The sequence below is a fragment of the Segatella copri genome, assembly GCF_019127135.1.
In the GTDB taxonomy this organism is placed as follows: domain Bacteria; phylum Bacteroidota; class Bacteroidia; order Bacteroidales; family Bacteroidaceae; genus Prevotella.
In genome coordinates this window covers 108,655-134,282 of record NZ_JAHOEA010000002.1, presented here as the reverse complement: position 1 = coordinate 134,282, position 25,628 = coordinate 108,655, and the positions used below count along the sequence as shown (strand labels likewise).

The following is a 25,628-nucleotide window of genomic DNA, read 5'->3' as shown; positions in this document are numbered from 1 at the left end:
GTTAGGCATAACATAAGAAGGAACCACCAGCAAATCAACCAAATATTACCCCTATAACATGAAAAGTGGAATAATTTAATGCAATAACATAAAAAAATACACCTAAAACTACGATATCTCATTTATTTTCACTACCTTTGTTGCGATTAATAAACGTATACGAATAAAAAATGATGAAAAGAAAATTATATATCACCCTATTAGGACTGCTCTCTACCATCATGACAGCAGCTGTACCCTACTGCGATGTGAGAAAATTCTCTATCACAGACGGACTCGCTGCCAATACCATCTCAGACCTCAAACAAGGTAAAGACAACCTCATGTGGTTCAGTACATGGAACGGACTGTCGTTCTATGACGGCTACGAGTTTCATACTTTCAGAGACAACCCCGATGATATTGACGTCCTGTCAACCAACCGTATACTGAAAATAGAACCATCCTATAGCAACAACGTGTGGTGTATCACATACGACCACAAGCTCTACGTATACGATACCCACTTCTGTCGGTTCTTTGCTGTAGGACAGAAATTCAACGAAGAGTTCAACATCGACCTGCGCGTGAGCCAGGTATACCCAATGAAAAACGGAGCAACATGGTTTACTTCAGAAGATGGAAAATACATCATCCGATCAGTAGGAAAAACCTTTGATGAGCGGAACATAGAACTCATCAAAGTAGGAGAAAAGGGACTCAGAAGCGGAAATGTATGGTACATCCACCAGGATATACACGGAAGAGAATGGGTGCTTACCGACAAAGGCGCATACATATACAACTCGAAATTTCCAAGCAAACTGCCTTTCAAATGGCTCAGAGGGGTGGGAGAAGATGAGTTCCTGGCAACAGAAGACGGTAAACTGGCAAAATATGACCTACAGAACCGACTCACCATGATACCAATGCCGGAAGGCGTAACCCGTATCAACCAACTGAAAAATACAGGTTACCAGCTCCTGCTGGCAACCAATCTGGGTGTGGTCATCTACAACCCGCGCACCTTCAAGTTTGATATCATCAACGTACAGAGCCCGAGTCAGCCTCTGGCAGAGGTAAAGAAGATTTATACCGATGATTTCGGCATGGTATGGGCATTCACTGACGGCATGGGAGTAACCCTCGTCAATCCGAAGACCGGACAGGCACAGTGGCTCTTTGCCGACCAGGACGACCCGATGGACCGCACAACCTGCGAAAGCAATTTCATCACACAAGATGAACACAAGACCCTCTGGGTAGTGCCTAGAGGAGGAACCTTCAGTTATTTTGACCGCAAGGCAGGAAAACTGGTGCCTTATCAGCTGAGAAGCAATTCATCGGGCAACTACCGCATACCGAAGATTACGAAATATGTACTCTCAGACCAGGGAATCCTCTGGCTGACAGGCTCTCACGACCTGACACAGGTAGTCTTCAAAAACCACCCTTACATTATCAACAAGCTGGATGTGGGCGAAGACGAAGTGTTCTCGGTGAATGCATCGCCAGACGGACATATCTGGGCTGGTTATTACAACGGAGTAATCCAGGTGCTCAACGCATCCTACCAAAGCATCGGATACCTGTCGCCAAGCGGACAGATTGTGCCACAGCAGGTAAACTTCGCCGAAAAGGGCATCTTCGCCATCCACTTCGATATCAAGGGAAGAACATGGATAGGAACCAACGGAAACGGTGTATATCTGATAGACAAAATGCAGGTAAGACACTTTGTTTATGATGCCAACAACCCGTCATCGCTGCCGTTCGACAAGATACAAGACATTGTAGCCGACCGCACCGGACGCATCTGGATAGGTACCTATGGTGGCGGTATCGCCCTGGTAAATGAGGCGGCAGACGGCAGTATCAGCTTCATCAGTAAACGAAACGGACTGCCTTGGGAGAAACAGCACTACGACCGCATACGCCGCATCTGCTGCACTACTACGGGAACCATTCTCGTAGGAACTACAGATGGTCTCATCACCTTCAGTGATGCCTTTACAAACGCAAGAAAGATCAATTACCACAAGACCTACTACATACCGAACGATACCACAAGTCTGGCTGCAAACGATATGAACAATATCATGGAGCACACCAGCGGCAAGATGTATATCTCGCAACAGGGCGGTGTGATGGAAGAGATTGTGAGTAAATCGCTCCTGCAAGACAATCTGAAGATGAAATACTTCCATGCCATCGATATTAACGAAGGCATCGTACAGGGCATGGTAGAAGACAACCAGGGAAGAATCTGGGTAATCAGAGAATCGAGTATCGACTGCGTAAACCCGAAAACGGGCCAGTGCAGCGTGTTCGGACCTAACGATTTCGACTTCAACATGTCGTTCTCGCAAAGCCGTCCTTACCACGATCCGGCAAGCAACAACATCTCGGTAGGTACCCCGATGGGACTGATTACCTTCAATCCGGCTACGCTGAAGAAGAGCAACTACCAGCCTAAAGTCATCTTCTGTTCCCTCCATTATAGCGGAGAGAAGGAGGCGGAACCTATCCTGCACAAGGATAAAATAGTGATTCCTGCCAACAAGCGAAATCTGACCATCAACTTCGCATCGCTCGACTATCAGCGTAAGTATCAGACCAGATATCTCTATCGCATAGATGGTTATACAGCTCCAGGCGTGTGGATATCAAACGGAAGCAGCCATACCATCGGCTTCAACCGTATCAGTTATGGCGATTACGTACTCAAGGTGAGAGCCACCAACTCTCACGGTGTATGGAGCAAGTATGTGGCAGAACTGCCTATCGAAGTGCGCCCTACCTTCTGGGAAAGCATCTGGGGCAAGCTTCTTCTTCTGCTGCTGCTCTTCGGTATCGTAGGCGCAATCTTCTATACCTACAACCAGCGCCAGCGCGAGAACGTAACCAACGAGATGAGCGTGATGAAGAACGAGTTCTACAACGATGCTGCCAACCGTCTGAGAACCCCTCTGACGCTCATCGGAGCCCCGGTAAAAACCGTTTTGGATACCGAACCGGGTATCACCCGAAAGGGCAAGGAACTGCTGAGAATGGTAATAGACAATGCCAACGAAATGCTGGTAATGCTGGACAAGGCTCAGAGATACGGCAACAAGGCAGACTTCCATACGAACAGCGGTCTGACCGAGGAAGATTACGACCTGACAGAAAGAGCTGAAGCGAATGGCCTGATTGACGACCGCAATGCATCTGACTATCTGGAAGAAGCCAACAAACAGAAAGAAGAAAAGGATAAAGAGGCTGAACGACAGGAAGAAATGGGCAAGGAACAGGAAACTGCACAGGAAGAAGCGGAACAAAAAGACCAGACGGTACTGGTAGTAGAAGACAATGCCGACCTGCGCAAGTTCCTCTACAGCATTCTCTCGCCTACCTATAACGTGCTGCTTGCAGAGAACGGAAAAGCTGGTTTAGTGATGGCGCGCAAGGAGATACCAGACTTTATCCTCACGGACGTTACCATGCCTGTGATGGATGGCTTGTCGATGATTCACGAGATCAAGCAGGATACCGCCCTCAACAACATCCCTGTGATGATTCTCTCAGCCAAGGCAAGCGTAGAAGACCAGCAGCGAGGTTTTGATGAAGGAGTTGACGCCTATGTCACCAAGCCATTCTCTACCCCTTATCTGCTCGGCAGAATAGAGGCTATCCTCACTCAGCGCCGCAACATTCAGGTGGATATCATCAGAAAGCTGAAGGAAGCTGGCGATAAAGATGCCATAGCTGCCATGCGAATACTGCCTACAGTGGCTCCTCAGCCTGCTCTTGACCAGGCAGAAACAAATGCCGAAAACGAAGCGGTTGACCCAAGCAGCGAACTGGCATTTATGGCGGCACAGATTCAGGACAGAACCATGATGCGTGTCTTCAGGTTTGTTGTTGCCAATGCAGGCAATCCGGAACTCAAGATAGATGATATCTCGAACGAAATCGGTATGAGCCGAAGCGTACTATATAATAAGGTGAAAGCAACAACCGGAATGACACCGGTAGACTTCGTTCGCCATATACGTATCAAGAAGGCATGCGAGATGTTGCGCAAGACAGACGATACACTGAGCAGCATCGCCTTCGCAGTAGGCTTCACAGACCCTAAGTATTTCTCGAAGGTATTCAAGAAAGAAACGGGTATCGTACCTACTGAATACCGAAACAGAACGCAAGGGTAGCTCACGTACCAGCTAATGATGGCTTTCGCAGAAATTGACGCCAGTATTTATACCGGTTGATAGCGGCTCTCATAATTGTTGACAAAAGTAATACATATTACAGGACAGAACAGTGTTTGTTGTCGTACACAACCATTTTCGTTATCGGACACAACAAAAAACACAGAAACATATTAAGGCAGAATATCCCTAAAAACGGGCCGTTCTGCCTTATTTTTTGACCGCATAGTGCAAAAAAGTATAAAAATGGGGGGGTATTTGATTAATTTTCCCTTTTTACGAAAAAAAAATGGCAAAAAAGTTTGGCGTTACAGGAAAAAGCAGTATCTTTGCAGCAAGTTCTTAGAAAAGTTAAATGATAGATTAATCGTAAACCTCTTTTCTTTGTTTTTTTTGAGGAAAAGAGGGGAAAAAAGAAGTGCAGGGTTTGTGAAAATCCTGCACTTTTTGGTTTTATAAACTTTCAAGCTGATTATTATGTATTCAAGTTTCGCAAGCTCAATATATATATTGCGCAGATTCCTTCATCTATGATTTTGTTCGATTTTTAGAATTTTTAAAAAAACTCTTGAAGTATTCTAAGAGAAAAGTAGTATCTTTGCACTCTAGATCATATAAGTTGAGATCGGAAATATAGATAACACATACATATAAAGATAAAAAAAAATGAGAACTGTTTACGAATTTTCTGTTAAAGACAGAAAGGGAAAGGATGTTTCCCTCAAGGAGTATGCCAACGAAGTGCTGCTCATCGTCAACACCGCCACAAAGTGTGGTTTCACACCTCAGTATGAGGAACTGGAGAAACTTTATGAGACCTATCATTCTCAGGGTTTCGAAATTCTTGATTTTCCTTGCAACCAGTTTGGCCAGCAAGCACCTGGTACAGATGAAAGCATTCATCAGTTCTGCAAGCTTACATACGGCACAGAGTTCCAGCGCTACAAGAAGATCAAGGTGAATGGAGACGATGCAGCCCCTCTTTTCAAATTCCTGAAAGAATGTAAGGGTTTCGCTGGTTGGGACGAGAGCCATCCTCTCTACCCTGTTCTCGACAAGATGTTGAGTGAGGCTGATCCTAACTACAAGGAGAGTGCCGATATCAAGTGGAACTTCACCAAGTTCCTCGTTAACAAGAAGGGTCAGGTTGTAGCCCGTTTTGAGCCTACCACAAGTTTCGATGTCATCGCTAAGGCTATCGAAGAATGGTTGAACCTCTAATGAAAGATAGAACCCTTGAATAAAGAACAGATTTTCTAATTCTAAAATAACAGAGAATAGAATCTCTAAATAAAAAGCCAGGTTGCTTTTCGCAGCCTGGCTTCTTTTATATGTGATATTGTTATTTCAATATATCTCAAAGAATAATTGTCAACTGTTTGCTATAAACTATTAACTGTTAACTATTAGTCAACCTTTGGCACATCCTTGAGGAACTGCTGGATTTCTTCATCACTTACTGAATAATTTTGCAAATCACCATTGATAAAGCTATCGTAAGACGGCATATCGATAAGTCCATGACCTGAGAGACAGAACAGGATAACCTTCTCCTTGCCCTCTTCCTTAGCCTTCAGAGCCTCACGTATAGTGGCTGCAATCGCATGACAGCTCTCTGGAGCAGGAATGATACCCTCGGTCTGTGCAAAGAGCATACCCGCCTTGAATGACTCCAGCTGAGGGATATCTTCACCATGCAGGTAACCATCCTTCAGAAGCTGGGAGATAATCATGCCTGCACCATGATAACGGAGACCACCGGCATGAATGTTGGCTGGCTTGAAATCATGACCCAAAGTATACATTGGCAGCAATGGAGTATAACCTGCCTCATCACCGAAATCATACTCAAACTTACCGCGAGTCAGTTTAGGACAACTCTCTGGCTCTGCAGCAATAAACTCTGTATGGCGCTCGCCTGTAAAGTTGTGACGGAGGAATGGGAAGGCAATACCACCGAAGTTACTACCACCACCAAAACAAGCAATCACCTGATCAGGATACTCACCTGCCATCTCCATCTGCTTCTCTGCCTCAAGACCGATAATGGTCTGATGAAGCGCCACATGATTGAGCACGGAACCCAGCGTATACTTACAGCCTGGTGTTGTGGTAGCCAGCTCAACAGCCTCACTGATAGCTGTACCGAGCGAACCTGGATGATGAGGATCGCGTGTGATGATATTCTTACCGGCACGTGTACTCATGGAAGGAGAACCCTCTACAGTGGCTCCAAACGTACGCATGATGCTGGAACGGTATGGTTTCTGCTGCATGGTAATCTTTACCTGATAAACCGCTGCCTCCAAACCGTAGAGCTTAGCTGCATAAGAAAGGGCTGCACCCCACTGACCTGCACCTGTCTCTGTAGTGACGTTGGTATCACCCTCCTGCTTACAGTAGTAGCACTGAGGAATGGCTGAATTGATTTTATGAGAACCTAACGGGTTGGTACTCTCATTCTTGAAGTAGATATGCGCTGGTGTACCAAGTGCCTCCTCAAGGGCATAAGCACGTACAAGAGGTGTTGAACGGTAGAAGGTGTACTTCTCCAACACATCTTCTGGAATGTCAATCCAGGCATGCTCTGTATCAAGTTCCTGCTTTGAGCACTCCTTATTAAATACGTGTGACAAGTCATCAGCACTCATTGGCTGGTGAGTCTGAGGGTTCAACGGTGGCAAAGGCTTGTTAGGCATATCTGCCTGAATGTTGTACCACTGAGTAGGAAGTTCCTGCTCACTTAAGATGTACTTTTTCTGTCTCATATTTATATATATGTTTAAAATTGTTGTATGCCAGAACAAAGGTACAAATAAAAAATGGAATAAAAAACTTTTTTATATGATTTTCCACTATTTTTTTATTTTTATTCAACAAATCAGTTAATTCTATAGGTATTATTTGTTACCAAAGTATACAATCAGTGTGATTTTTTGAATTTCAACCAAATATTACACCTAAAATATCAAATATTACCCCCACTATTATAACAGAAAATCGTATCTTTGCAACAGAAAAAATTCAACATGCGTTGTGAAACGCTTATCATCATCTTTTACTTATACAAAAAATAAAACATTGGAGCTCAATAGGGGTATTGAGATTCCAATGTTTTTTTTATGCATTAAACTGAAACAAATATTAACACATGTGGTCTTATTTATTTTCTTTTCAGTCTAAATCAGTCGTCTGTTTTATTGCCTGAATCAATCTGCGATATCTGATTCAGCAGGTTTATAGCCTGACCTACAGTCTTCACATCATTGATGCGAAGCATTCGCTTGTTGAATTTTTCTTTCAGAACACAGTCTTGAATATGACTGGTGACGTAAGCGAGGATGCGGTTAAACATCTGACTTCTGTAGAACGGACTGTTTACATTGCTCACAAACTGCATCTGCATATAGCCCTGCTTGAGAATAATCTTCTCACAGCCCAGTTTCTTGCCTACCCTACGCAGACCTACCACATGCATCAGTTCGTCTGCTTCATGAGGCACAGGACCGAAACGGTCTATCATACGCTTGCGGTAAGCTTCTACCTCCTCATCGCTCTCCAGGCGGTCCAGTTCACGATAAAGGAGCATACGCTCGCTGTCGCCCGGCACATAAGTCTGAGGGAAATACATCTCCAGATCGCTCTCTATGCCACAATCGTCAACGAAATCATCACCCGTAAGCTGGGCGCCTTCATCCATCTTCTCCTGATAAAGGTCACAGAACTCCTCGTTCTTCAACTCCGTTACAGCCTGAGAAAGAATCTTCTGGTAGGTTTCATAACCGAGATCTTCCATAAAACCGCTCTGCTCAGAACCCAGCAGATTACCCGCACCGCGGATATCCAGGTCCTGCATGGCGAGATTGAAGCCGCTACCCAGTTCACTGAACGTCTCCAGCGCCTCCAGACGGCGACGCGCTTCAGGAGTAAGTACACTCTTAGGTGGCGCCATCAGATAGCAGAAAGCCTTCTTGTTGCTTCTTCCTACGCGTCCACGCATCTGATGCAGGTCACTCAATCCGAAGTGATGAGCATCGCTCACGATAATCGTATTGGCATTGGAAATATCGATGCCGTTCTCTACGATGGTGGTAGAAAGCAGTACATCATAATCATAATTGATAAAGCCCATGATGATTTTCTCCAGATCCTCAGGCTTCATCTGTCCGTGACCGATTGCTACCCTACAGTCTGGAATATGCTTCTCTATGAGCATCTTGAGCTCCGGAAGCTTGGATATTCTGTCACATACGAAATAAACCTGTCCGTTTCGGCTCATCTCGAAGTTGATGGCATCGCAGATGACTTCACTACTAAACGTTACCAGTTCGGTATGAATCGGATATCGGTTAGGTGGCGGAGTGCGCATGATGCTCATATCCCGGGCGCCCATCAGAGAGAACTGGAGGGTACGCGGAATCGGAGTGGCACTCATCGTAAGTGTATCGACATTCACCTTGAGCTGACGGAGTTTTTCTTTGGTAGACACGCCGAACTTCTGCTCTTCATCGATGATGAGCAGTCCCAGGTCATGCCATTTCACGGTCTTGGATATCAGCTTATGTGTACCTATCAGGATGTCTATCTTACCCTCTTTCAGGTCGTCAAGCACCTCTCTGGTTTCCTTCGTTGTACGGGCTCTACTGAGATAGTCAACCCTTACAGGCATGCCTTCCAGACGTTTCTTGAAGGTCTGATAGTGCTGGAAAGCCAGAACGGTAGTTGGCACCAGCACCGCAACCTGCTTGCTGTCACATGCCGCCTTGAAGGCTGCACGGATGGCAACTTCAGTCTTACCGAAGCCCACATCGCCACAAACCAGACGGTCCATCGGTCTGCCGCTCTCCATATCCTTCTTTACCTCCTGGGTAGCCTTATTCTGGTCTGGCGTATCTTCATAGAGGAAGGAAGCCTCCAGCGTATGCTGCAGATAATTGTCGGCACTGAAGGCGAATCCCTTCTCGCGTCGGCGCTGGGCATAGAGTTTGATGAGATCGCGCGCAATGTCTTTGATTCGCTTCTTAGCCTTGTCCTTAAGCTTATCCCAGGCTCCTGTGCCCAGTGTAGACAGGCGAGGCGGAGTACCGGTATCGCTGCGGCGGTATTTGCTGATTTTATAAAGCGAGTGGATAGAAACATCCACCTTGTCATTGTTCGTATAGACGATGCGGATCATTTCCTGATAGCTGTTGCCCGCAGGAACCCTTACCAGACCGCCAAATTTACCGATACCGAAGTCTACATGCACGATAAAATCGCCCACTTCCATCTCCTGCAGTTCCTTCATGGTGAGTGCCATCTTGCCGGTTCTCGCCTTATCTGAGCGCAGGTTATACTTGTGGAAACGGTCGAAAATCTGATGATCGGTAAAGAAACAGCACTTCTTGTCGTGATCAGTAAAGCCTTCATGAAGCGTCTTGTCTACCGGTGTAAAACGGATGGCGTAACGCTTCAGTTCTTCGCTTTCAAAGATATCCTTCAGGCGCTGTTGCTGCTTCTGGCTATCTGCCAATATATATAAGGTGTAACCCTGAAGCTGGAAATCCTCCAAAGTCTGGCAAAGCAAATCGAAATTCTTATGGAAAAGAGGCTGTGGAGTAATATTGAAAGGTATCACTGCCGAACTCTCTGACGGAGCAACCTTACCGAACTCGATGCGGAGATGAGCCGCTACAGCCTTCTTGAAATCGAGCTGAGAAACGAGATTAAGCTCGGTCTTCATCTCATGTCTGATGCGCTCTGCCTCCACCTCAGTGGCTCCCTCCAGCTGCTCGGTAAGGCTCTGCGATGAGAAGCCTTCGGTATAAATCTGACCGATGCGGTCGCAAACGAAAGAGAGGTCTTTCGCTACAACTGGCGTACTTTCGGAGAGAAAATTGAGGAAACACTGTTTGTTGCTCTCGATATGGGCGAGTTCAGGCACGATTTCTATCTCTGTGCGCTTCACCTGCGAGAGCTGGGTCTCTACATCAAAGGTACGGATGGTATCAATCTCATCGCCGAAGAAGTCGATACGGAACGGATATTCGCAGCTGTAGGAATAGACATCGAGGATGCTTCCACGCACGGCAAACTGACCCGGTTCATAGACATAATCGGTTTCTTTGAGTTCGAAATCGCGCAGGGTATGAACCACATCGGTTTGGGCAATCTGCTGACCTACAGCCAGTTTTAGAATCCGTTCATCCAGATTCTGCTTAGCCACGACGAGTTCAGCCAGTGCATCGGGATAAGTGACAATCAAGAAATGCCCTCCCGAAGAGAGGCGCGCCAGCACCTCGGTACGCAGGATTTCATTTGCAGCATCACGCTGCCCGTATTTCACGGCACGCCGATAACTGGAAGGGAAGAAGAAGACCTTCTCCTGCCCAATCATCTGAGTGAGATCGTGATAAAAATAGCCTGCTTCATCGGCATCATCCAGTACGAAGAGCACCGAACGTCTCATCTTTCCCTGCAGAGAAGCAAAGAACATCGGAGCCGAAGAGCACAGCAAGCCCTGGAGAAAAATGGAATGAACCGACTTCTTCCCCATCAAATCAAAGAGGGCATCCGCCTGTGGCGAACGCCCGTATGTTTTTTCTATCTTTTGGATTTCCATCCAAGTACTGATTAGTGATTACTGATTATAAATCTTTCTTCGGATATTTCTTGAACCAGCCATCCAGGCGCAGTCGCATCACGCCAAAGAAAGCCTCACCGAAGATGCCACCATTCATCTTGCTCACACCCTCACGACGGTTGACAAAGATGACAGGCACCTCCTTGATTTTGAAACCAATGCGATGAGCGGTGTACTTCATCTCTATCTGGAAAGCATAGCCCTTAAAGCGGATTGCATCCAAATCAATGGTTTCCAATACCTTACGGCGATAGCAGACGAATCCGGCTGTAGTATCATGCACCTTGAAACCGGTTACGATACGCACGTATTTAGAAGCGAAATAGCTCATCAATACACGTCCGATAGGCCAGTTGACCACATTCACACCCGAAATATATCTTGAACCTACAGCTACATCATAGCCCTCATCGTGAGTTGCCGCATAGAGACGTGGCAAATCATTAGGATCATGGCTGAAATCGGCATCCATCTCAAAGATGAAGTCATAGCCCTGCTTCAATGACCATTTGAAGCCCATGATATAGGCAGTACCCAAACCGAGCTTACCAGAACGCTCCAGAATATGCAGACGACCGGCAAACTCTTTAGCCATCAAGCCCTTGACGATGGCAGCAGTACCGTCAGGACTTCCGTCATCGATAACGAGGATATCAAACTGCTTTTCGAGACCGAAGACAGCACGGATGATTTTCTCGATGTTTTCCTTCTCATTATATGTAGGAATGATTACTATGCTATCACTCATAACTTCTTCTAATTTTAATGATTCTGATACTAAATAATGTAATACAGATGCAAAATTACAACTTATTTCTGAAATAACAAGCGAAAAACCGAAATTATTGGTCCGGATTCTCTACAAAGCCCTGATATTTCTTGTCAAGTCCGTTCATAATCGCCTCATAGCTCTTGTTCATCTGGTTCTTGATATTGTCAGCGCCCTTGCCAATCGGCTCAATAGGCTCATGAATAGTGAGCTTCAGAGGATGCCAGAAAGCCCAGTAGATGTCCTTCATACGAGGTTTCACATCGAAACTGCCATTGATGGTAAGCGGACATACCGGCAACTGCAGTTCATCGGCAAGCATGAAAGCGCCACGGCGAAACACACCCATGTGACCCGTAAACGTGCGGGCACCTTCAGGGAATACCACCAGCGACATACCCTCTTTGAGCACCTCGCGAGCACGGTCATAAGAAGCGCGGATCTTCGAAGGTCCGCTCTTGTCTACAAAGATGTGATGCGCATACTCACAGGCAATACCGATGAGAGGCACTTTGCGCAAGCCCTTCTTCATCATCCACTTGAAGTTTCTGCCCAGGAAGCCGTAAATCAGGAAGATATCGAAAGCACCCTGATGATTGGCCACGAAAACATAACTCTGGTTTTTCTTGAGATGCTCACGTCCCTCTACTTTTACAGGCAGAAGGAGGATGCGGACCCAAAGACAAGCCCAATACTTGCCAGGATAATAGCCCCAGAAATGACCATTACCCAGCATGCATCCCAAAACAGTAGTTAAACTGGTTAAAACGCTAGCCAACAAGAGGATAGGCAAGCATACCACAAGCTGATACAGACGATATAAGTACTTCATTTTTTTTAATTAAGAATGAATAATTTAACACTCAACATTTAACATTCAACACTCCTTATTTTCTCTTTAGTGTGATGACCACGATTTCTGCCGTAGCCCCGATGCGGATTGGAACGGTACCGCCCAAACCCGATGTGGTATAGAGCTGGCAACCTTCCTCTTCGAAGAGGCCGTAATCATAAGGAGTGAACATCGACGGACGCAAGCCCAGTACGCTGACCTGACCCGCATGCGTATGACCGCTCAATGTAAGCTGCGGTGCTACAACCAGCGAATCCTTCCTGTCCGGTCCTATCACATCGCCATCCTCATCCTTCTCCTTATTAATAGTAGAAGGCCAGGTCTCGCGCCATTGCTTTGGTATATGCTGCAGCATCAGCACGAAAGAGCCCGGTCTGATGCCATACAGCGCCTTCCTTACGTTGGTGCGCTTTGGCTTGTCATAGTTCTCTGTACCAGCCACATAGATACTGTCAGCGCCTCTATGCACCGCCACATGTTCATTCATCAGCAGGTGCCATCCGCAACTCCGCTGGAAGTCCTGCATCCGCTTCTCTAATGCAGCTATCTCCTGCTCGTCATCTACATCCATATAATAGGTGTAATCGTGATTGCCCAGCACACTCATCACGCCGTCTCTGGCTTTCAGACTGCTGAGCAGCGCCTGATACTTAGGCAGTTCATCGGGTGTAACATTCTGTAAATCACCCGTAAAGCAAATCAGATCAGGCTTCTCGGCATTGATGCTGTCGATATCGCGCTGAGGCAGATGACCACGCCAGCCATAGTATGACCCGAGATGGATGTCGCTGAACTGAACGATGCGATAGCCCTCGAAAGACTTCGGCAGATTGGGTACATAGATGGTGATTCGCTTGACCTGCATCTTAGGAAATCCTTCGGTAAATCCATAGATAAAGCAGAAGAACGCCACTGCTCCCACTACCAGACCGAGGAGCTTGCCCCAGTTGCGATGGCCGTGGAGAAGCCTCATACAGCACCAGCCGAAGACACTGAACAGACTGAAGACAAACTGCGGCACCGCACATACTGCCATCATTACAAACCAGATGTCGACGAGCACCGGATTGCGGGGCAGGAAGTTGGGCAGCATCGTGATATACGCGCTGTAGGCGATAACCACGAAAGCCGGCAACCAGAAGAGCACCCGCTGCCAGAGGCTCTTCAGCCATAACTTGCCATACCTTTTATATATCCACAGATACGGCAACAGGGTGAATACCACTACGGGTATCAATATTCTTGCTATCATTTCTTGATCAAACTTGATTGAAGATACGTTTTCATTGCCTGCACGGGCACTCCTCTGCGCTGTGCATAGTCGCGAAGCTGGTCGTCTCCTATCCGTCCCAGTTCAAAATACCGTGCCTTGGGATGTGCAAACATCAGCCCCGAAACACTGGCATGAGGCGTCATCATACCGCTTGTGGTGAGCCGGATGCCCACCTGACTCATATCGATGAGCTGGTCGATGATGAAGTTGGCACTGGTATCGGGCAGCGAAGGATATCCGATAGCCGGACGGATGCCCTGATAGCGCTCCTGATGCTGGTCTTCGATGCTCAGCTGCTCGTCGGGAGCATAGCCCCAGATGCTGCGTCTCACCTCTTCGTGCAACTTCTCTGCCGTGGCTTCAGCCAACCGGTCGCAGAGTGTCTGTGTCATCATATTGAGGTAGTCGTCCGTGCGATATTTCTTCTCCAGGCCACCATCCACCGTCGTACAGAAGATACCCAGCCGGTCTGTTATTCCGCTGCCCAGAGGACGGATGAAATCAGCCAGACAGAGATTGGGTTCTCCCTGAGCCGCCGGATGCTGCTGACGGAGCATCGGGAAGCGGACTTTCTGCCCTTCCAGCCAGATATCATCCCCCTCGCTGTTCGCCTCGAAGAGTCCGAAGACGGCATAGGTATGATATTCGCCTTCCCATGAATGGAGCATATCGAGCGCCTCTGCCTTCAGTTTTTCCTTTTCCTCACGAGGTTTGCCGCTCAATCCCCAGGCATGATAGAAGTATAGCCAGTTGATATATGGCTCAATTTCGCTTATATTGTATACTATTTTTCGCATCTGATACGATATTTTATTTTACAATCCCCGTAAGATTTCCCTTTTTCAGGAATTGTTTCTGAACTCCAGTTCCTCTCCTCTGCTGGCGGCATCAAACACGCCTTTGTCGTAGACAAGACGACCGTTACAGAAAGTCTGCTCCACTTTCCATGCAAACTCGTCACCCTCTACAGGACTCCATTTACACTTGCTCTGAATCACCTCTTCGGTCACCTTCCAAGGCTCTCCCCTGCGCACCACAACGACATCTGCCTTATAACCCGGACGCAGGAAACCGCGCTGACTGATATGGAACAGACGGGCTGGATTATGGCACATCAGTTCAACCAGACGCTCGATACTGATTACCTTTTCGTCAACAAGTTTCAGCATGCTTACCAGTGAGAACTGTACCATCGGCATACCTGATGCAGCCTTGGCACAACCGCCCTGTTTATCCTTCAGCTGATGAGGAGCATGATCGGTACCTACTACAGTTATCTTACCATTGTTCAGCGCCTTACGCAAAGTATCACGGCCAGCTACAGTCTTTACTGCAGGGTTGCATTTGATGCGCGCACCCTTCACAGCATAGTCTTTATCCGAGAACATGAGATGAGCCACAACCGCCTCGCCTGTAATATTTTCATCCTTACCGAAGAACTCCAGTTCCTTAGCCGTAGTAACGTGGGCGATATGGAGATGCGCCCCGCTTTCCTTAGCCAGCTGCACCGCCAGACGGCTGCTTTCATAGCAAGCCTCCTCGCTGCGGATTTCCGGATGATGCTCTACGGCAGGATCCTCACCCCATTTTTGCTTAGCCAGCTGCATGTTGCGGTTGATGATTTCAGTATCCTCGCAGTGGGTCATCACCGGCAGATTCAGTTCTTTCGCCTTCTTGAAGATAGCCTGCAGAGCCTCATATTTATCCACCAGCATATTGCCCGTACTGGAGCCCATAAAGAGCTTGATGCCCGGTACACGATGCGTATCGAGCTGCTCAAAATCATTTACATTGTCATTGGTAGCACCAAAGAAGAAACTGTAGTTCACATGACTCTTCTCAGCGCCCAGCTGCCGCTTCGCCTGCCAAGCCTCCAGAGTGGTAGTCTGAGGCACCGTGTTAGGCATCTCGAAATAGCTGGTTACACCACCAAAGGCAGCTGCACGGCTTTCGCTCTCGATGTCAGCCTTCTGCGTAAGTCCCGGCTCACGGAAGTGAACATGATCATCAATCACACCCGGCAAAACAAAACACCCCGAGGCATCGATGACTTCATCGTAATTGCCACGGGGTGCCTCGCCTTCATATATCTCCTTGATAAATTCACCATCCAACAAGAGGTCGCCCACAAAAGAGCGACCCTCATTTATAATGGTTCCATTCTTGATTAATTTCATACTTCTAAACTTATAAAATGAAGAGTTTTACAAGATGTTAATGCCCAAGACCCTGAAAGAGCCCTGTTTTTACTCCTGACCTTCCTGTTTCTCAGGAATCGTAGGCGCAGCCAGTTCGTTGGCTGTAGGTGCCGGAGCCGCATCAGGATTTACCTGTGGAGCCGCCTCCATCTCTGGCTGCATGCCGCCCTGCGCATCTCGGGTACCGTTCATAATCTCCTGATTTTCTTGAGCTTTCTTATAATAGTCCTTTACATAAGGATCGTTCTTGAAATAATCGGTAGCCTTGCTCATGATGTCCTCAATCCAAGGAGAGAGCATCGGATACTGATTGCCCATCGTAACGAGGAAGAAGACGCCCGGACCCAACACATTATTGAAGTTGTCGGTAACAAACGAAGTGATGAGCTTGTCTTCCTGCTCAGAGAGGCGGATGGATTCCTCGTTCAGCTGCTTGTTGACAGCCACCATGTCGCTACCGTTCATGATAGCCTGGTCGTGCTTGTGTACCAGTTCGCGCAATTGATTCTGAATCTGCTGGTATTTCTTGAAGAATCCGAAGAGCTTATCGTTCATCGGAGTGCCACTTACTACCTGCTGTGTATCATCGAGCTTCACCGTAATGCTTCCACTCTCCAGTACCAGCGGCAGCACAGGGTCATTATCCATAAAGATATTCGCCATCTTCATAGAGTCGACAGAGCCCTGAAAATGGAACTGTCCGTGTACTACATCGCAAGAATCCACGTTCTTGAAATCGTTGTTTTCCAGTATCTTAAGGTACAGCATGCGTCCGTCTAGAGTACTTACGTTAGAAGTACCCGAGATATCGTAACTGTTGGCACAAGATGCTAGTGCCATCAAGGCAATGAATGCGTAAAATATTCTATTCATAAGCTTTCTATATCACTTTCGGTGAACAAAAGTACAATCTTAATTTGAACTGACGAAATAAATTGCAGCAATTTAATTCATTCTTACAAGATTTATGTTTTGTTTGCACTCCTATTGGCCACCGAAAGCTTTTTTCTCGTCCTTTCTATATTACTGATTGTTTTCCTTCTTCAGTTCATGAGAAATGCGATGCGTGGTATACAGCTCCAGCAGAGCTGCGATGAGAAGGAAGACTACCCACTTATTATAGAAATAGGTGATATAGGTCTCATAGTTCTCAAACCAGCGGCGCAGGAAAGCATACACTGTATCTACCATCGAGATGCCCGAGAGCACGAAGAAGATGTCTGCCACATACTGCATTCTCTTCAGGCGATGGATAACCAGCGAAGACCCCTCATAGACCTGCATCGCCTGCATCACGCTGAAGAGTATGGTGCCCAACAGGAATCCCCAGCTCGTTATCTGCACCAGCTGCGGATGTGAAAAACCAAATGCAAAGCACGCCGCACCGACAACCATCAGCACGCCGCCCAGCAAGAAAATAACACTTTCCAGTTTACTCAATTGTTTCATTTTCGTCTTGTTCGTTAGTTTTTTCCGGAATATCCGAACTCAATACAAAGATGTCTTCATCATCAGCCTTCATGAAATAACGCTGACGGGCTATCTTCTCAAATGCCCGCACACCATGCTGCATATCACGCAGGGTATGCTTGTCGCTTTCATACTGCTCACGATATTTTTCTATCTCCGAACGGAGCGTAGCTATCTCTATCTGGTACCTAATGTGCTGTCTTACACTGTTGTCGTCAACCACACCAACTACCAGAACACCCGCTACAATCACTATAAGATACTTATAATGAGCGAGATAATTCCATATAATACCAAGTTTTTTACTCATTTCTTCCGAATTTGTTTGCAAAGATAATATTTTTTTGTTATCTTTGCATCATCAATTAAGAAAAAATAATGGAAGAGTATATAGTTTCTGCAAGAAAGTACCGTCCGATGACCTTCGATTCGGTTGTCGGACAGAGTGCATTGACCACCACTTTGAAGAATGCAGTGAAGAGCGGCAAGCTGGCGCACGCCTACCTTTTCTGCGGTCCGAGAGGTGTGGGAAAGACCACTTGTGCCCGCATTTTTGCGAAGGCAATCAACTGCGAGCACCCTCGCGAAGACGGCGAGGCATGCAACGAATGTGAGAGCTGCCGTGCCTTCAATGAGCAGCGTTCCTACAACATCTTCGAGCTGGATGCTGCCAGCAACAACGGTGTTGACCAGATTAAGGTTCTGATGGAGCAGACCCGCATCCCGCCTCAGGTGGGCAAGTATAAGGTGTTTATCATCGACGAGGTCCACATGCTCTCTACAGCCGCCTTCAACGCCTTTCTCAAGACGCTGGAGGAGCCGCCTCAGCATGTCATCTTCATCCTCGCCACAACCGAGAAGCATAAGATTCTGCCTACCATCCTGAGCCGATGCCAGATTTACGACTTCGAGCGAATGACGGTGGCCAACACGATCAACCACCTGAAGATGGTGGCTGAGAAGGAAGGCATACAATATGAAGAGCAGGCGCTCGCCGTGATAGCCGAAAAGGCAGACGGAGGTATGCGCGATGCCCTCTCTATCTTCGACCAGGCTGCCAGCTTCTGCATGGGCAACATCACTTACCAGAAGGTGATCGAGGACCTGAACGTGCTCGACAGCGACAACTATTTCCGTCTGGTAGACCTGGCTCTGGAGAACAAGGTGGCAGAGATGATGGTAACGCTCGACGGCATTCTGAGCCGCGGTTTCGATGGCGGCAACATGATTCAGGGTCTTGCCCAGCACGTGCGCAATGTAATGATGGCGAAAGACCCTCAGACCCTGCCTCTGCTCGAAACCAGCGACGACCAGAAAGCCAAGTTCCAGGCTCAGGCCCAGAAGGCACCTACACCTTTCTTATATAAGGCGCTGGAACTGATGAACCAGTGCGATATCCATTACCGCGCCAGCAGCAACAAGCGATTACTGGTTGAGCTCACCCTGATACAGATAGGCCAGATTACGCAGCCTGAGGATCAGGATGTGCCTAGTGCGGGGCGTACGCCCAATAGATTAAAATCCCTGTTTCAGAAACTTCTGGCTCAGTCTAAGCTTGCCTCTCAGGGTGCAGGTTCTGAGCCTTCTGGCAGCAGCGAAAACCGGCCATCACAGCCGGGAGCGTCTGCTGCTACAGCTACTGCTGTGCCTTCTTCCGGAGCCTCAGCAGCCACTTCTGCAGCTTCCAATGCTGCATCTTATTCTACATCTGCCACCGCATCCGCACCAGTCTCTTCAGAAGGTTCTGCCTCTGCCGGAGCTGTTGATGCAGCATCGCCTCATAAGCCACGACTCAAGAATCTCAACCTGGGCGGCATCGGCATGACCTTCTCTAACCTGAAGAAGAGGGACGAGAACCTGCGCCGCCAGCACAGTCCGTATGATGATGCCAATGAGGAAAAAGCAACCATCACGGGCGACCAGAACGAGTTCACCCAGGAGCAGGTGGAAGCAACATGGTTCAGTATGTGCATGAGAATGCAGAACAAGTTGGATTTCATAGGCTTAGCCAACCGAATGAAGAGTATCGTACCGAAGATAACCAACTATCCGCAGATTGAGGTTATCATCAACAACCAGCTCTTGCTGGATGAGGTTTTGAACATCAAGAACCGTATTCTCAAGACTTTCGTCCTAGGTCTGCACAACAGCGAGCTGACCATCAACTACCGCCTTGCCGAACAGGAAGAGATGGGCAAGATTCTGACCAAGAATGAAGTTCTGGAACTTCTTATGGAGAAGAACCCTGCGATGAAAAAACTCACAAAGGACCTGGATCTGGTTATGACGTAAAAGACACTTCACACGATACGAAATTCTCCACTCCATGTAGGACAACCTATACGGAGTGGAGAAAATTGTTTTACAAATATCAGAAGCCTGGCACTTTAAGAGATATAGAAGAGAAAAGATCTAAGGCGTTACCGTGTGACAGTTGTGACAGTTGTGACAGTTTTCAGCGGAGGGGGTATATTGCAAGTTTGCAGCTATCAAATTATAAGTATATATATTTAAATTATTATATATATTATATATATAATAATTTACCTCTAAAGAAAGGGAAGGAGGGGTAGGCGCTGAAAACTGTCACAACTGTCACAACTGTCACACTGTAACGCTTTCTGGGTAAAAAGGAAGTAGTCAGAAGAAATGGCTTTTCTTATAGCATCTCATTGTTCTCTTGCTCAAAACACACAGAGAAACATTTTACAAAATATAGTTTTCTCCCCCGCAACTCTACGACTTTTTTTGTTTAACTACGAAAGCCGGAATGTTAAAATCGGTTTAACATAACTCTGCAGGGTGAAATTTGGCGGTTCAGAAATTTTGTAGTACTTTTGCACCGTATTCATTTTTTTTCATGAAGCGCAGACCTTGATGTCGCGAAACGCGACATCAAGGTTTTACACCCTGCGAAAAGCAAGGTTTGACGTTGCGAAACACAACGTCAAACCTTGAGGCTGTAAAACACAGCCTCAAGGTATAAAACAAAAAAAGCCCCCGATGCAGAAAAGCACCGGGAGCCTTCGTAAGCAAATTATTATTATCTTAAAAAGATCAACTGAATATGAGCACATCACAGTATACACCATGACGCACCGGCAGAAAGGCTTAAATGAGGTTCATGCCCGCTTCCTCAGCCTCCTTGCGCATCTCCTCAGGCCAGATGCTAGCCTGGATTTCACCAATGTGAGCCTTATGAAGCAATACCATACACAGACGGCTCTGACCGATACCGCCACCAATGCTCAGAGGCAACTTGTCGTTCAGGAGCTGCTGATGGAAGTAAAGCTTCTCTCTATCCTCCTTGCCCTCCAGCTTAAGCTGACGCAGCAGACTCTCCTTGTCAACACGGATACCCATAGAACTGAGCTCGAAACTGCGACCCAGAACAGGATACCAGATAAGGATATCACCATTCAGTCCCACCTTGCCGTTCTCAGCCACGGTGCTCCAGTCATCATAGTCAGGAGCTCGGCCATCATGCTTCTTGCCATCGCTCAACTTGCCTCCGATGCCCTCTACAAATACAGCGCCATACTTCTTGCAGATTTCATCCTCGCGCTCCTTAGGAGAAAGGTCTGGATACATATCGAGCAAATCCTGCGCATGAATAAAATGAATATCCTTAGGCAGGAAAGGCTTCAGCTGAGGATAATGCTCGCAAGCCAGGAACTCGGTACGCAGGATGGCACCATAGATGCGGCGCACGATATTCTCGAGGAAGGCGATGGTACGGTCTTCCTTGGTAATCACAGCCTCCCAGTCCCACTGGTCAACATAGAGCGAATGAAGATTATCCAATTCTTCGTCAGCACGGATGGCATTCATATCGGTATATACGCCATAAGCAGGCTCAATCTCATACTCGGCAAGCGTCAGTCGCTTCCATTTGGCAAGAGAATGAACCACCTCAGCCTGGGCATCACCCAAATCCTTGATAGGGAAACTTACAGGGCGCTCTACGCCGTTCAGGTCATCATTGATACCCAAACCCTTCAATACGAAGAGCGGAGCGGTAACGCGACGCAGACGGAGCTCGGTGCTCAGGTTTTGCTGGAAGAATTCTTTTATCATTTTAATACCCATTTCGGTCTGGCGCATATCCAGCAGCGCCTTGTACCCTTCAGGTTTTATCAAATTGCTCATTTTTATTTCATATTTAGTATTTGCGCTGCAAAGGTACAAAATAATAATTAATCTGCAAGCATTTTTCCGTATTTTTTCGCAAAATGATAGCATTTTTAAGTTTTTTAGTAGCATTTTGTAGAACAATTCACAAATACACATTATATATATGAAAAAATCTGCCCCAAATATTTGGTTATTTCAAATAAAAGCAGTAATTTTGCAGTCGACTTCCGTTTCGATGTCATACAACCGGAGAAACGGGCGTCAGAAAGAGGGTCTCGTAGCTTAGCTGAATAGAGCGTCAGATTCCGGTTCTGAAGGTCGTGGGTTTGAATCCCACCGAGATCACCCCGAAACAACAAAATGATTAATAATTGAAAACATGGATTTAGTAGAACGATTTATAAACTATACGAAATTCGACACACAGTCGAGCGAAGAATCGACCAGCGTGCCTAGTACGGCAAAACAGCTCGAATTTGCCAAGTACCTGAAAAAGGAACTTGAGGACGAAGGACTGAGCGATGTCGAAATGGATGACATGGGCTATATCTATGCCACCCTGAAGAGCAATACCAAGAAAAAGACTCCTACCATCGGATTTATTTCACACATGGATACATCGCCTGATGCCAGCGGAAAGGATGTTAAGGCGCGCGTCATCAAAAACTATGACGGCAACGACATCGAGCTGAGCCCGGGCATCATCTCAAGCGTTGAGACTTTCCCTGAGTTGAAGGCTCACAAGGGAGAGGATATCATCGTGACAGACGGTACTACCCTGCTGGGTGCCGACGACAAGGCGGGCATCGCTGAAATCGTACAGGCTATGTGCTATCTGCGCGACCATGACGAAATCAAGCACGGAGATATCCGCGTAGGTTTCAATCCTGACGAGGAAATCGGTATGGGTGCGCATCATTTCGATGTAGAGAAGTTTGGCTGCGACTGGGCGTACACCGTAGATGGCGGCGACCTGGGCGACCTGGAATATGAGAACTTCAATGCTGCCGGAGCTAAAATCATCATCAAGGGCGTGAGCGTTCATACAGGCTATGCCAAGGGCAAGATGGTGAATGCAAGCCGACTGGCTGTGGAATTCCAGAACATGATTCCTGAGAACGAGACTCCTGAGCAGACTGAAGGCTACCAGGGCTTCTACCACCTCATCGGCATCGAGAGCCGCTGCGAGGAGGCAAAACTCAGCTACATCATCCGCGATCACGACCGCAACAGGTTTGAAAGCCGCAAGGACTTCATCGAGGACTGCGTGAACAAGATGAACGAGAAGTATGGCGACGGAACCGTAAAGGCGGTTATCTACGACCAGTACTATAATATGAAGGAGAAGATTGATCCTAACATGCACGTCATTGACATCGTGCTCAGAGCGATGCAGGAGAGCGGCGTTCCACCTCGTGTAGAGCCTATCCGCGGCGGTACCGACGGAGCCCAGCTGAGCTTCAAGGGTCTGCCTTGTCCGAACATCTTCGCCGGCGGTGTCAACTTCCACGGTCCTCACGAGTTTGTGAGCATCCAGGTAATGGAGAAGGTAGTGAAGACCATCGTGAAGATAGCGGAAATCACAGAAGAATTTAATGATTAATACAGATATGGGGAATTTAGACACATCTAAATTCCCCTTTTTCATAAACAGAAAAATATGGCTGAAATTCCATTTTTAGTAAAAGACCTCGCCCTCATCCTGATGGTGGCAGGCATCGTAACCCTCATCTTCAAAAGGCTCAAGCAGCCGCTGGTGCTGGGATACATCATGGCGGGATTCCTGGTTTCGCCACACATGCCCTACACCATGTCGGTAGTCGACGAGACGGATATCCAGACCTGGGCCGACATCGGTGTCATCTTCACCCTCTTCTCGCTCGGTCTCGACTTCTCGTTCAAGAAAATCGTGAAGATGGGCGCTTCTCCCATCATCGCCACAGTGGTTATCGTGTTCTGCATGATGATGCTGGGCATCAGCGTAGGCCACGGCTTCGGCTGGGGAAGGATGGACTGCATCTTCCTGGGCGGTATGCTCGCCATGAGCTCCACCACTATTATATATAAGGCATTCGATGATATGCGGCTGCGCACCCAGAAGTTTGCATCGATGGTGATGAGCGTGCTGATACTGGAAGATATCCTGGCTATCGTGATGATGGTGATGCTGTCGGCGATAGCGAGCGGAAGCAGTCCCGACGGCGGGCAGATGCTTGCCTCTATCGTGAAGATAGGCTTCTTCCTGGGCGTATGGTTTATCGTGGGCATCTTCGCCATTCCGTGGTTTCTGCGTTCGGTAAGGAAACTTATCAATGCCGAAACCCTGCTCATCGTTTCGCTGGGTCTGTGCTGCGGCATGGCGGTACTGAGCACCAAGGTGGGGTTCAGCAGCGCCTTCGGAGCCTTCGTCATGGGCAGCATACTGGCAGAAACCATTGAGGCAGAGAAGATTATCAAACTCGTAGAACCGGTAAAGAATCTCTTCGGAGCCATCTTCTTCGTATCGGTAGGTATGCTCGTAGACCCGAAGATTCTGATAGAATATGCCGTTCCTATCCTCGCCCTGGTGGGCACGATACTGGTAGGTCAGGCGATATTCGGCACCTTCGGATTCATGCTCGGAGGCGAGTCGCTGAAGTCGGCGATGCGCTGCGGTTTCTCGATGGCTCAGATTGGTGAGTTTTCTTTCATCATCGCCTCGCTGGGTCTGTCGCTCGGCGTCATCAGCAAGTTCCTCTATCCGGTAGTGGTAGCGGTGAGCGTCATCACCACCTTCCTTACACCTTATATGATTCGTCTTGCCACACCTACCTATCAGGTAATGGAGAAACATCTGCCCGACAAACTCATCCATATTCTGAACCATTTTGCGATGAGTCATCCCCAGACGCAGCAACAGAGCAAGTGGAAATCGCTGATCCGACAGATGCTGGTCAACACCACCGCCTACTCTATCCTCTCGGCAGCCGTCATCGCCCTGATGTTCACCTTCGTGCTGCCGCTGATGCGCAATCTGCTGCCCGGCTGGCATCTCCACTGGTATGCCAACGCCATCACCGGTCTGCTCACCGTCCTGTTCATCTCACCGTTCCTGCGCGCCATCGTGATGAAGAAGAACCACAGTGCCGAGTGGAAACGCCTCTGGGTGGAGAGCAGCATCAACCGCGTGCCGCTGCTCTTTACGGTGTTCGTGCGCTTCATGATAGCACTGGCTTTCATCTTCTATATCATCAATTTCCTCTCGCGCTTTACCAATGCGCTGATTGTCTGCATCGGTGCCGCCGTGGTGATGCTGATGCTGACCTCCCGCCGCATCAAGAAGCGTAGCATCGTGATGGAGCGCGTCTTCGTCCACAACCTGCGTTCGCGCGATATTGCGGCTCAGGTGAACGGCGAAAAGCGGCCGCTCTACGAGGGCAGGCTGCTAGACCGGGATATCCACATCAGCGAATTTGAAGTGCCTGAAGATAGCAGTTGGACTGGCAAATCGCTGAGAGAGCTGCATCTGCGCCAGCGTTTCGGTGTTGACATGAGCAGCATTCGCCGCGGTTCCCACCGCCTGAACATCCCGAACGGCGACATGATCATCTTTCCGGGCGACAAGCTGCAGGTAATCGGCAACGACGACCAGCTGCAGAAATTCAATACCGCCCTGCAGAGCGACCTACTGCCTGAGGAGGCTGAAATAGAAAAGCGCGAAATGAAACTCAGCCAGCTCATCATCAGCGGCGGCAGCGAATTCCTGGGAAAGACGCTGATAGAAAGCGGAATAAGGGATAAATACAACTGTATGGTGGTAGGACTGGAAGAAGGTCGTGAGAATCTGACGCACGTATCCCCTACCCGAGTCTTCAAGAAGGGAGACATCATCTGGATAGTGGGAGAAGAAGCAGATTTGAAGAGAATCAAGAATTAAATAAAAGAACTTTCGTAAATAAGCTCCATACGCCCTGAAAGGGCAGAAGCTCCTAGCCCAGGGCAGCGCCCTGGGTATAGTAGCAGTCAGCAAGACGCCCTGTAAGGGCAAAAGCTTTATTATCACTAAGTATTTTAAAGCTTTTGCCCTTACAGGGCGCATGTTTATTATTATATTTTATACCCAGGGCGCTGCCCTGGGCTAGGAGCTTCTGCCCTTTC

Annotated in this window: 16 protein-coding genes and 1 tRNA gene; 6 read left to right on the top strand and 11 right to left on the bottom strand. The window is 47.7% G+C overall.

The window, feature by feature from the left end; genetic code table 11:
* Positions 1–173 precede the first annotated feature (173 nt).
* Both KSW37_RS01120 and KSW37_RS01115 read left to right on the top strand, forming a co-directional pair.
* Positions 174–4,172, top strand: coding sequence for a hybrid sensor histidine kinase/response regulator transcription factor (locus tag KSW37_RS01120; protein ID WP_217313032.1), 3,999 nt, complete (start codon positions 174–176; stop codon positions 4,170–4,172).
* 666 nt (positions 4,173–4,838) lie between these two features.
* Positions 4,839–5,393, top strand: coding sequence for a glutathione peroxidase (locus KSW37_RS01115; protein WP_144152077.1), 555 nt, complete (start codon positions 4,839–4,841; stop codon positions 5,391–5,393).
* Between the two features lie 185 nt (positions 5,394–5,578).
* Here the strand turns inward: KSW37_RS01115 and KSW37_RS01110 are convergent, their stop codons facing one another.
* From KSW37_RS01110 to KSW37_RS01065, 10 genes are all read right to left on the bottom strand, one after another.
* Positions 5,579–6,940 carry a TrpB-like pyridoxal phosphate-dependent enzyme gene (locus KSW37_RS01110; protein ID WP_217313033.1) on the bottom strand — a complete coding sequence of 454 codons (1,362 nt, stop codon included), beginning with the start codon at positions 6,938–6,940 and terminating at the stop codon, positions 5,579–5,581.
* 416 nt (positions 6,941–7,356) lie between these two features.
* Positions 7,357–10,773 carry a transcription-repair coupling factor gene (mfd, locus tag KSW37_RS01105; protein WP_217313034.1) on the bottom strand — a complete coding sequence of 1,139 codons (3,417 nt, stop codon included), beginning with the start codon at positions 10,771–10,773 and terminating at the stop codon, positions 7,357–7,359.
* A 25-nt stretch (positions 10,774–10,798) separates the two neighbouring features.
* A complete protein-coding gene (locus KSW37_RS01100) occupies positions 10,799–11,542 on the bottom strand; it encodes a polyprenol monophosphomannose synthase (RefSeq protein WP_217313035.1) in 744 nt (247 codons plus the stop codon).
* Between the two features lie 94 nt (positions 11,543–11,636).
* Positions 11,637–12,395 (bottom strand): lysophospholipid acyltransferase family protein, encoded by a 759-nt coding sequence (locus KSW37_RS01095; RefSeq protein WP_217313036.1) that lies wholly within the window; start codon positions 12,393–12,395, stop codon positions 11,637–11,639.
* A 55-nt stretch (positions 12,396–12,450) separates the two neighbouring features.
* Positions 12,451–13,668 (bottom strand): metallophosphoesterase, encoded by a 1,218-nt coding sequence (locus KSW37_RS01090; RefSeq protein WP_217313037.1) that lies wholly within the window; start codon positions 13,666–13,668, stop codon positions 12,451–12,453.
* On the bottom strand, positions 13,665–14,486 hold the full coding sequence (locus KSW37_RS01085) for a vitamin B12 dependent-methionine synthase activation domain-containing protein (protein ID WP_217313038.1): 822 nt from the start codon (positions 14,484–14,486) through the stop codon (positions 13,665–13,667). Before KSW37_RS01085 ends, KSW37_RS01090 begins: the two co-directional genes overlap by 4 nt.
* A 45-nt stretch (positions 14,487–14,531) precedes the next feature.
* Entirely contained in the window at positions 14,532–15,866 is a 1,335-nt protein-coding gene (locus KSW37_RS01080) for a dihydroorotase (protein WP_217313039.1), read from the bottom strand.
* A gap of 69 nt (positions 15,867–15,935) precedes the next feature.
* Complete coding sequence (locus tag KSW37_RS01075) at positions 15,936–16,760, bottom strand: DUF4369 domain-containing protein (protein ID WP_217313040.1); 825 nt, start codon at positions 16,758–16,760, stop codon at positions 15,936–15,938.
* Between the two features lie 150 nt (positions 16,761–16,910).
* Positions 16,911–17,336, bottom strand: a complete 426-nt coding sequence (locus KSW37_RS01070; RefSeq protein ID WP_217313041.1) for a hypothetical protein — start codon at positions 17,334–17,336, stop codon at positions 16,911–16,913.
* A complete protein-coding gene (locus KSW37_RS01065) occupies positions 17,320–17,667 on the bottom strand; it encodes an FtsB family cell division protein (protein ID WP_153092590.1) in 348 nt (115 codons plus the stop codon). The genes KSW37_RS01070 and KSW37_RS01065 overlap by 17 nt, the downstream gene beginning before the upstream one ends.
* 68 nt (positions 17,668–17,735) lie before the next feature.
* On the opposite strand from KSW37_RS01065, the gene KSW37_RS01060 reads away from it, so the two are divergent.
* Positions 17,736–19,649: a DNA polymerase III subunit gamma/tau gene (locus tag KSW37_RS01060; protein ID WP_217313042.1), complete on the top strand. Its 1,914-nt coding sequence runs from the start codon at positions 17,736–17,738 to the stop codon at positions 19,647–19,649.
* Between the two features lie 819 nt (positions 19,650–20,468).
* On the opposite strand, the gene asnA is transcribed toward KSW37_RS01060, so the two are convergent.
* The gene (gene asnA / locus KSW37_RS01055; protein ID WP_217313043.1) at positions 20,469–21,506 is read right to left on the bottom strand and encodes an aspartate--ammonia ligase; all 1,038 of its coding nucleotides are present in this window, start codon (positions 21,504–21,506) and stop codon (positions 20,469–20,471) included.
* Between the two features lie 256 nt (positions 21,507–21,762).
* On the opposite strand from asnA, the gene KSW37_RS01050 reads away from it, so the two are divergent.
* The 3 genes from KSW37_RS01050 to KSW37_RS01040 all read left to right on the top strand — a co-directional run bounded on the left by KSW37_RS01050 (position 21,763) and on the right by KSW37_RS01040 (position 25,407).
* Positions 21,763–21,836 (top strand) — tRNA-Arg (locus tag KSW37_RS01050).
* 34 nt (positions 21,837–21,870) lie between these two features.
* Positions 21,871–23,094 carry a peptidase T gene (gene pepT / locus KSW37_RS01045; protein WP_217313044.1) on the top strand — a complete coding sequence of 408 codons (1,224 nt, stop codon included), beginning with the start codon at positions 21,871–21,873 and terminating at the stop codon, positions 23,092–23,094.
* Between the two features lie 57 nt (positions 23,095–23,151).
* Positions 23,152–25,407 (top strand): cation:proton antiporter, encoded by a 2,256-nt coding sequence (locus KSW37_RS01040; protein WP_217313045.1) that lies wholly within the window; start codon positions 23,152–23,154, stop codon positions 25,405–25,407.
* The last annotated feature ends 221 nt before the right edge of the window (positions 25,408–25,628 follow it).

What these genes read in the sequence shown, in the direction of transcription:
- KSW37_RS01120 (WP_217313032.1), top strand. Translation starts at nt 174, where the DNA reads ATGAAAAGAAAATTATATATCACCCTATTAGGACTGCTCTCTACCATC.
- KSW37_RS01115 (WP_144152077.1), top strand. Translation starts at nt 4,839, where the DNA reads ATGAGAACTGTTTACGAATTTTCTGTTAAAGACAGAAAGGGAAAGGAT.
- KSW37_RS01110 (WP_217313033.1), bottom strand. Translation starts at nt 6,940, where the DNA reads ATGAGACAGAAAAAGTACATCTTAAGTGAGCAGGAACTTCCTACTCAG.
- mfd (WP_217313034.1), bottom strand. Translation starts at nt 10,773, where the DNA reads ATGGAAATCCAAAAGATAGAAAAAACATACGGGCGTTCGCCACAGGCG.
- KSW37_RS01100 (WP_217313035.1), bottom strand. Translation starts at nt 11,542, where the DNA reads ATGAGTGATAGCATAGTAATCATTCCTACATATAATGAGAAGGAAAAC.
- KSW37_RS01095 (WP_217313036.1), bottom strand. Translation starts at nt 12,395, where the DNA reads ATGAAGTACTTATATCGTCTGTATCAGCTTGTGGTATGCTTGCCTATC.
- KSW37_RS01090 (WP_217313037.1), bottom strand. Translation starts at nt 13,668, where the DNA reads ATGATAGCAAGAATATTGATACCCGTAGTGGTATTCACCCTGTTGCCG.
- KSW37_RS01085 (WP_217313038.1), bottom strand. Translation starts at nt 14,486, where the DNA reads ATGCGAAAAATAGTATACAATATAAGCGAAATTGAGCCATATATCAAC.
- KSW37_RS01080 (WP_217313039.1), bottom strand. Translation starts at nt 15,866, where the DNA reads ATGAAATTAATCAAGAATGGAACCATTATAAATGAGGGTCGCTCTTTT.
- KSW37_RS01075 (WP_217313040.1), bottom strand. Translation starts at nt 16,760, where the DNA reads ATGAATAGAATATTTTACGCATTCATTGCCTTGATGGCACTAGCATCT.
- KSW37_RS01070 (WP_217313041.1), bottom strand. Translation starts at nt 17,336, where the DNA reads ATGAAACAATTGAGTAAACTGGAAAGTGTTATTTTCTTGCTGGGCGGC.
- KSW37_RS01065 (WP_153092590.1), bottom strand. Translation starts at nt 17,667, where the DNA reads ATGAGTAAAAAACTTGGTATTATATGGAATTATCTCGCTCATTATAAG.
- KSW37_RS01060 (WP_217313042.1), top strand. Translation starts at nt 17,736, where the DNA reads ATGGAAGAGTATATAGTTTCTGCAAGAAAGTACCGTCCGATGACCTTC.
- asnA (WP_217313043.1), bottom strand. Translation starts at nt 21,506, where the DNA reads ATGAGCAATTTGATAAAACCTGAAGGGTACAAGGCGCTGCTGGATATG.
- pepT (WP_217313044.1), top strand. Translation starts at nt 21,871, where the DNA reads ATGGATTTAGTAGAACGATTTATAAACTATACGAAATTCGACACACAG.
- KSW37_RS01040 (WP_217313045.1), top strand. Translation starts at nt 23,152, where the DNA reads ATGGCTGAAATTCCATTTTTAGTAAAAGACCTCGCCCTCATCCTGATG.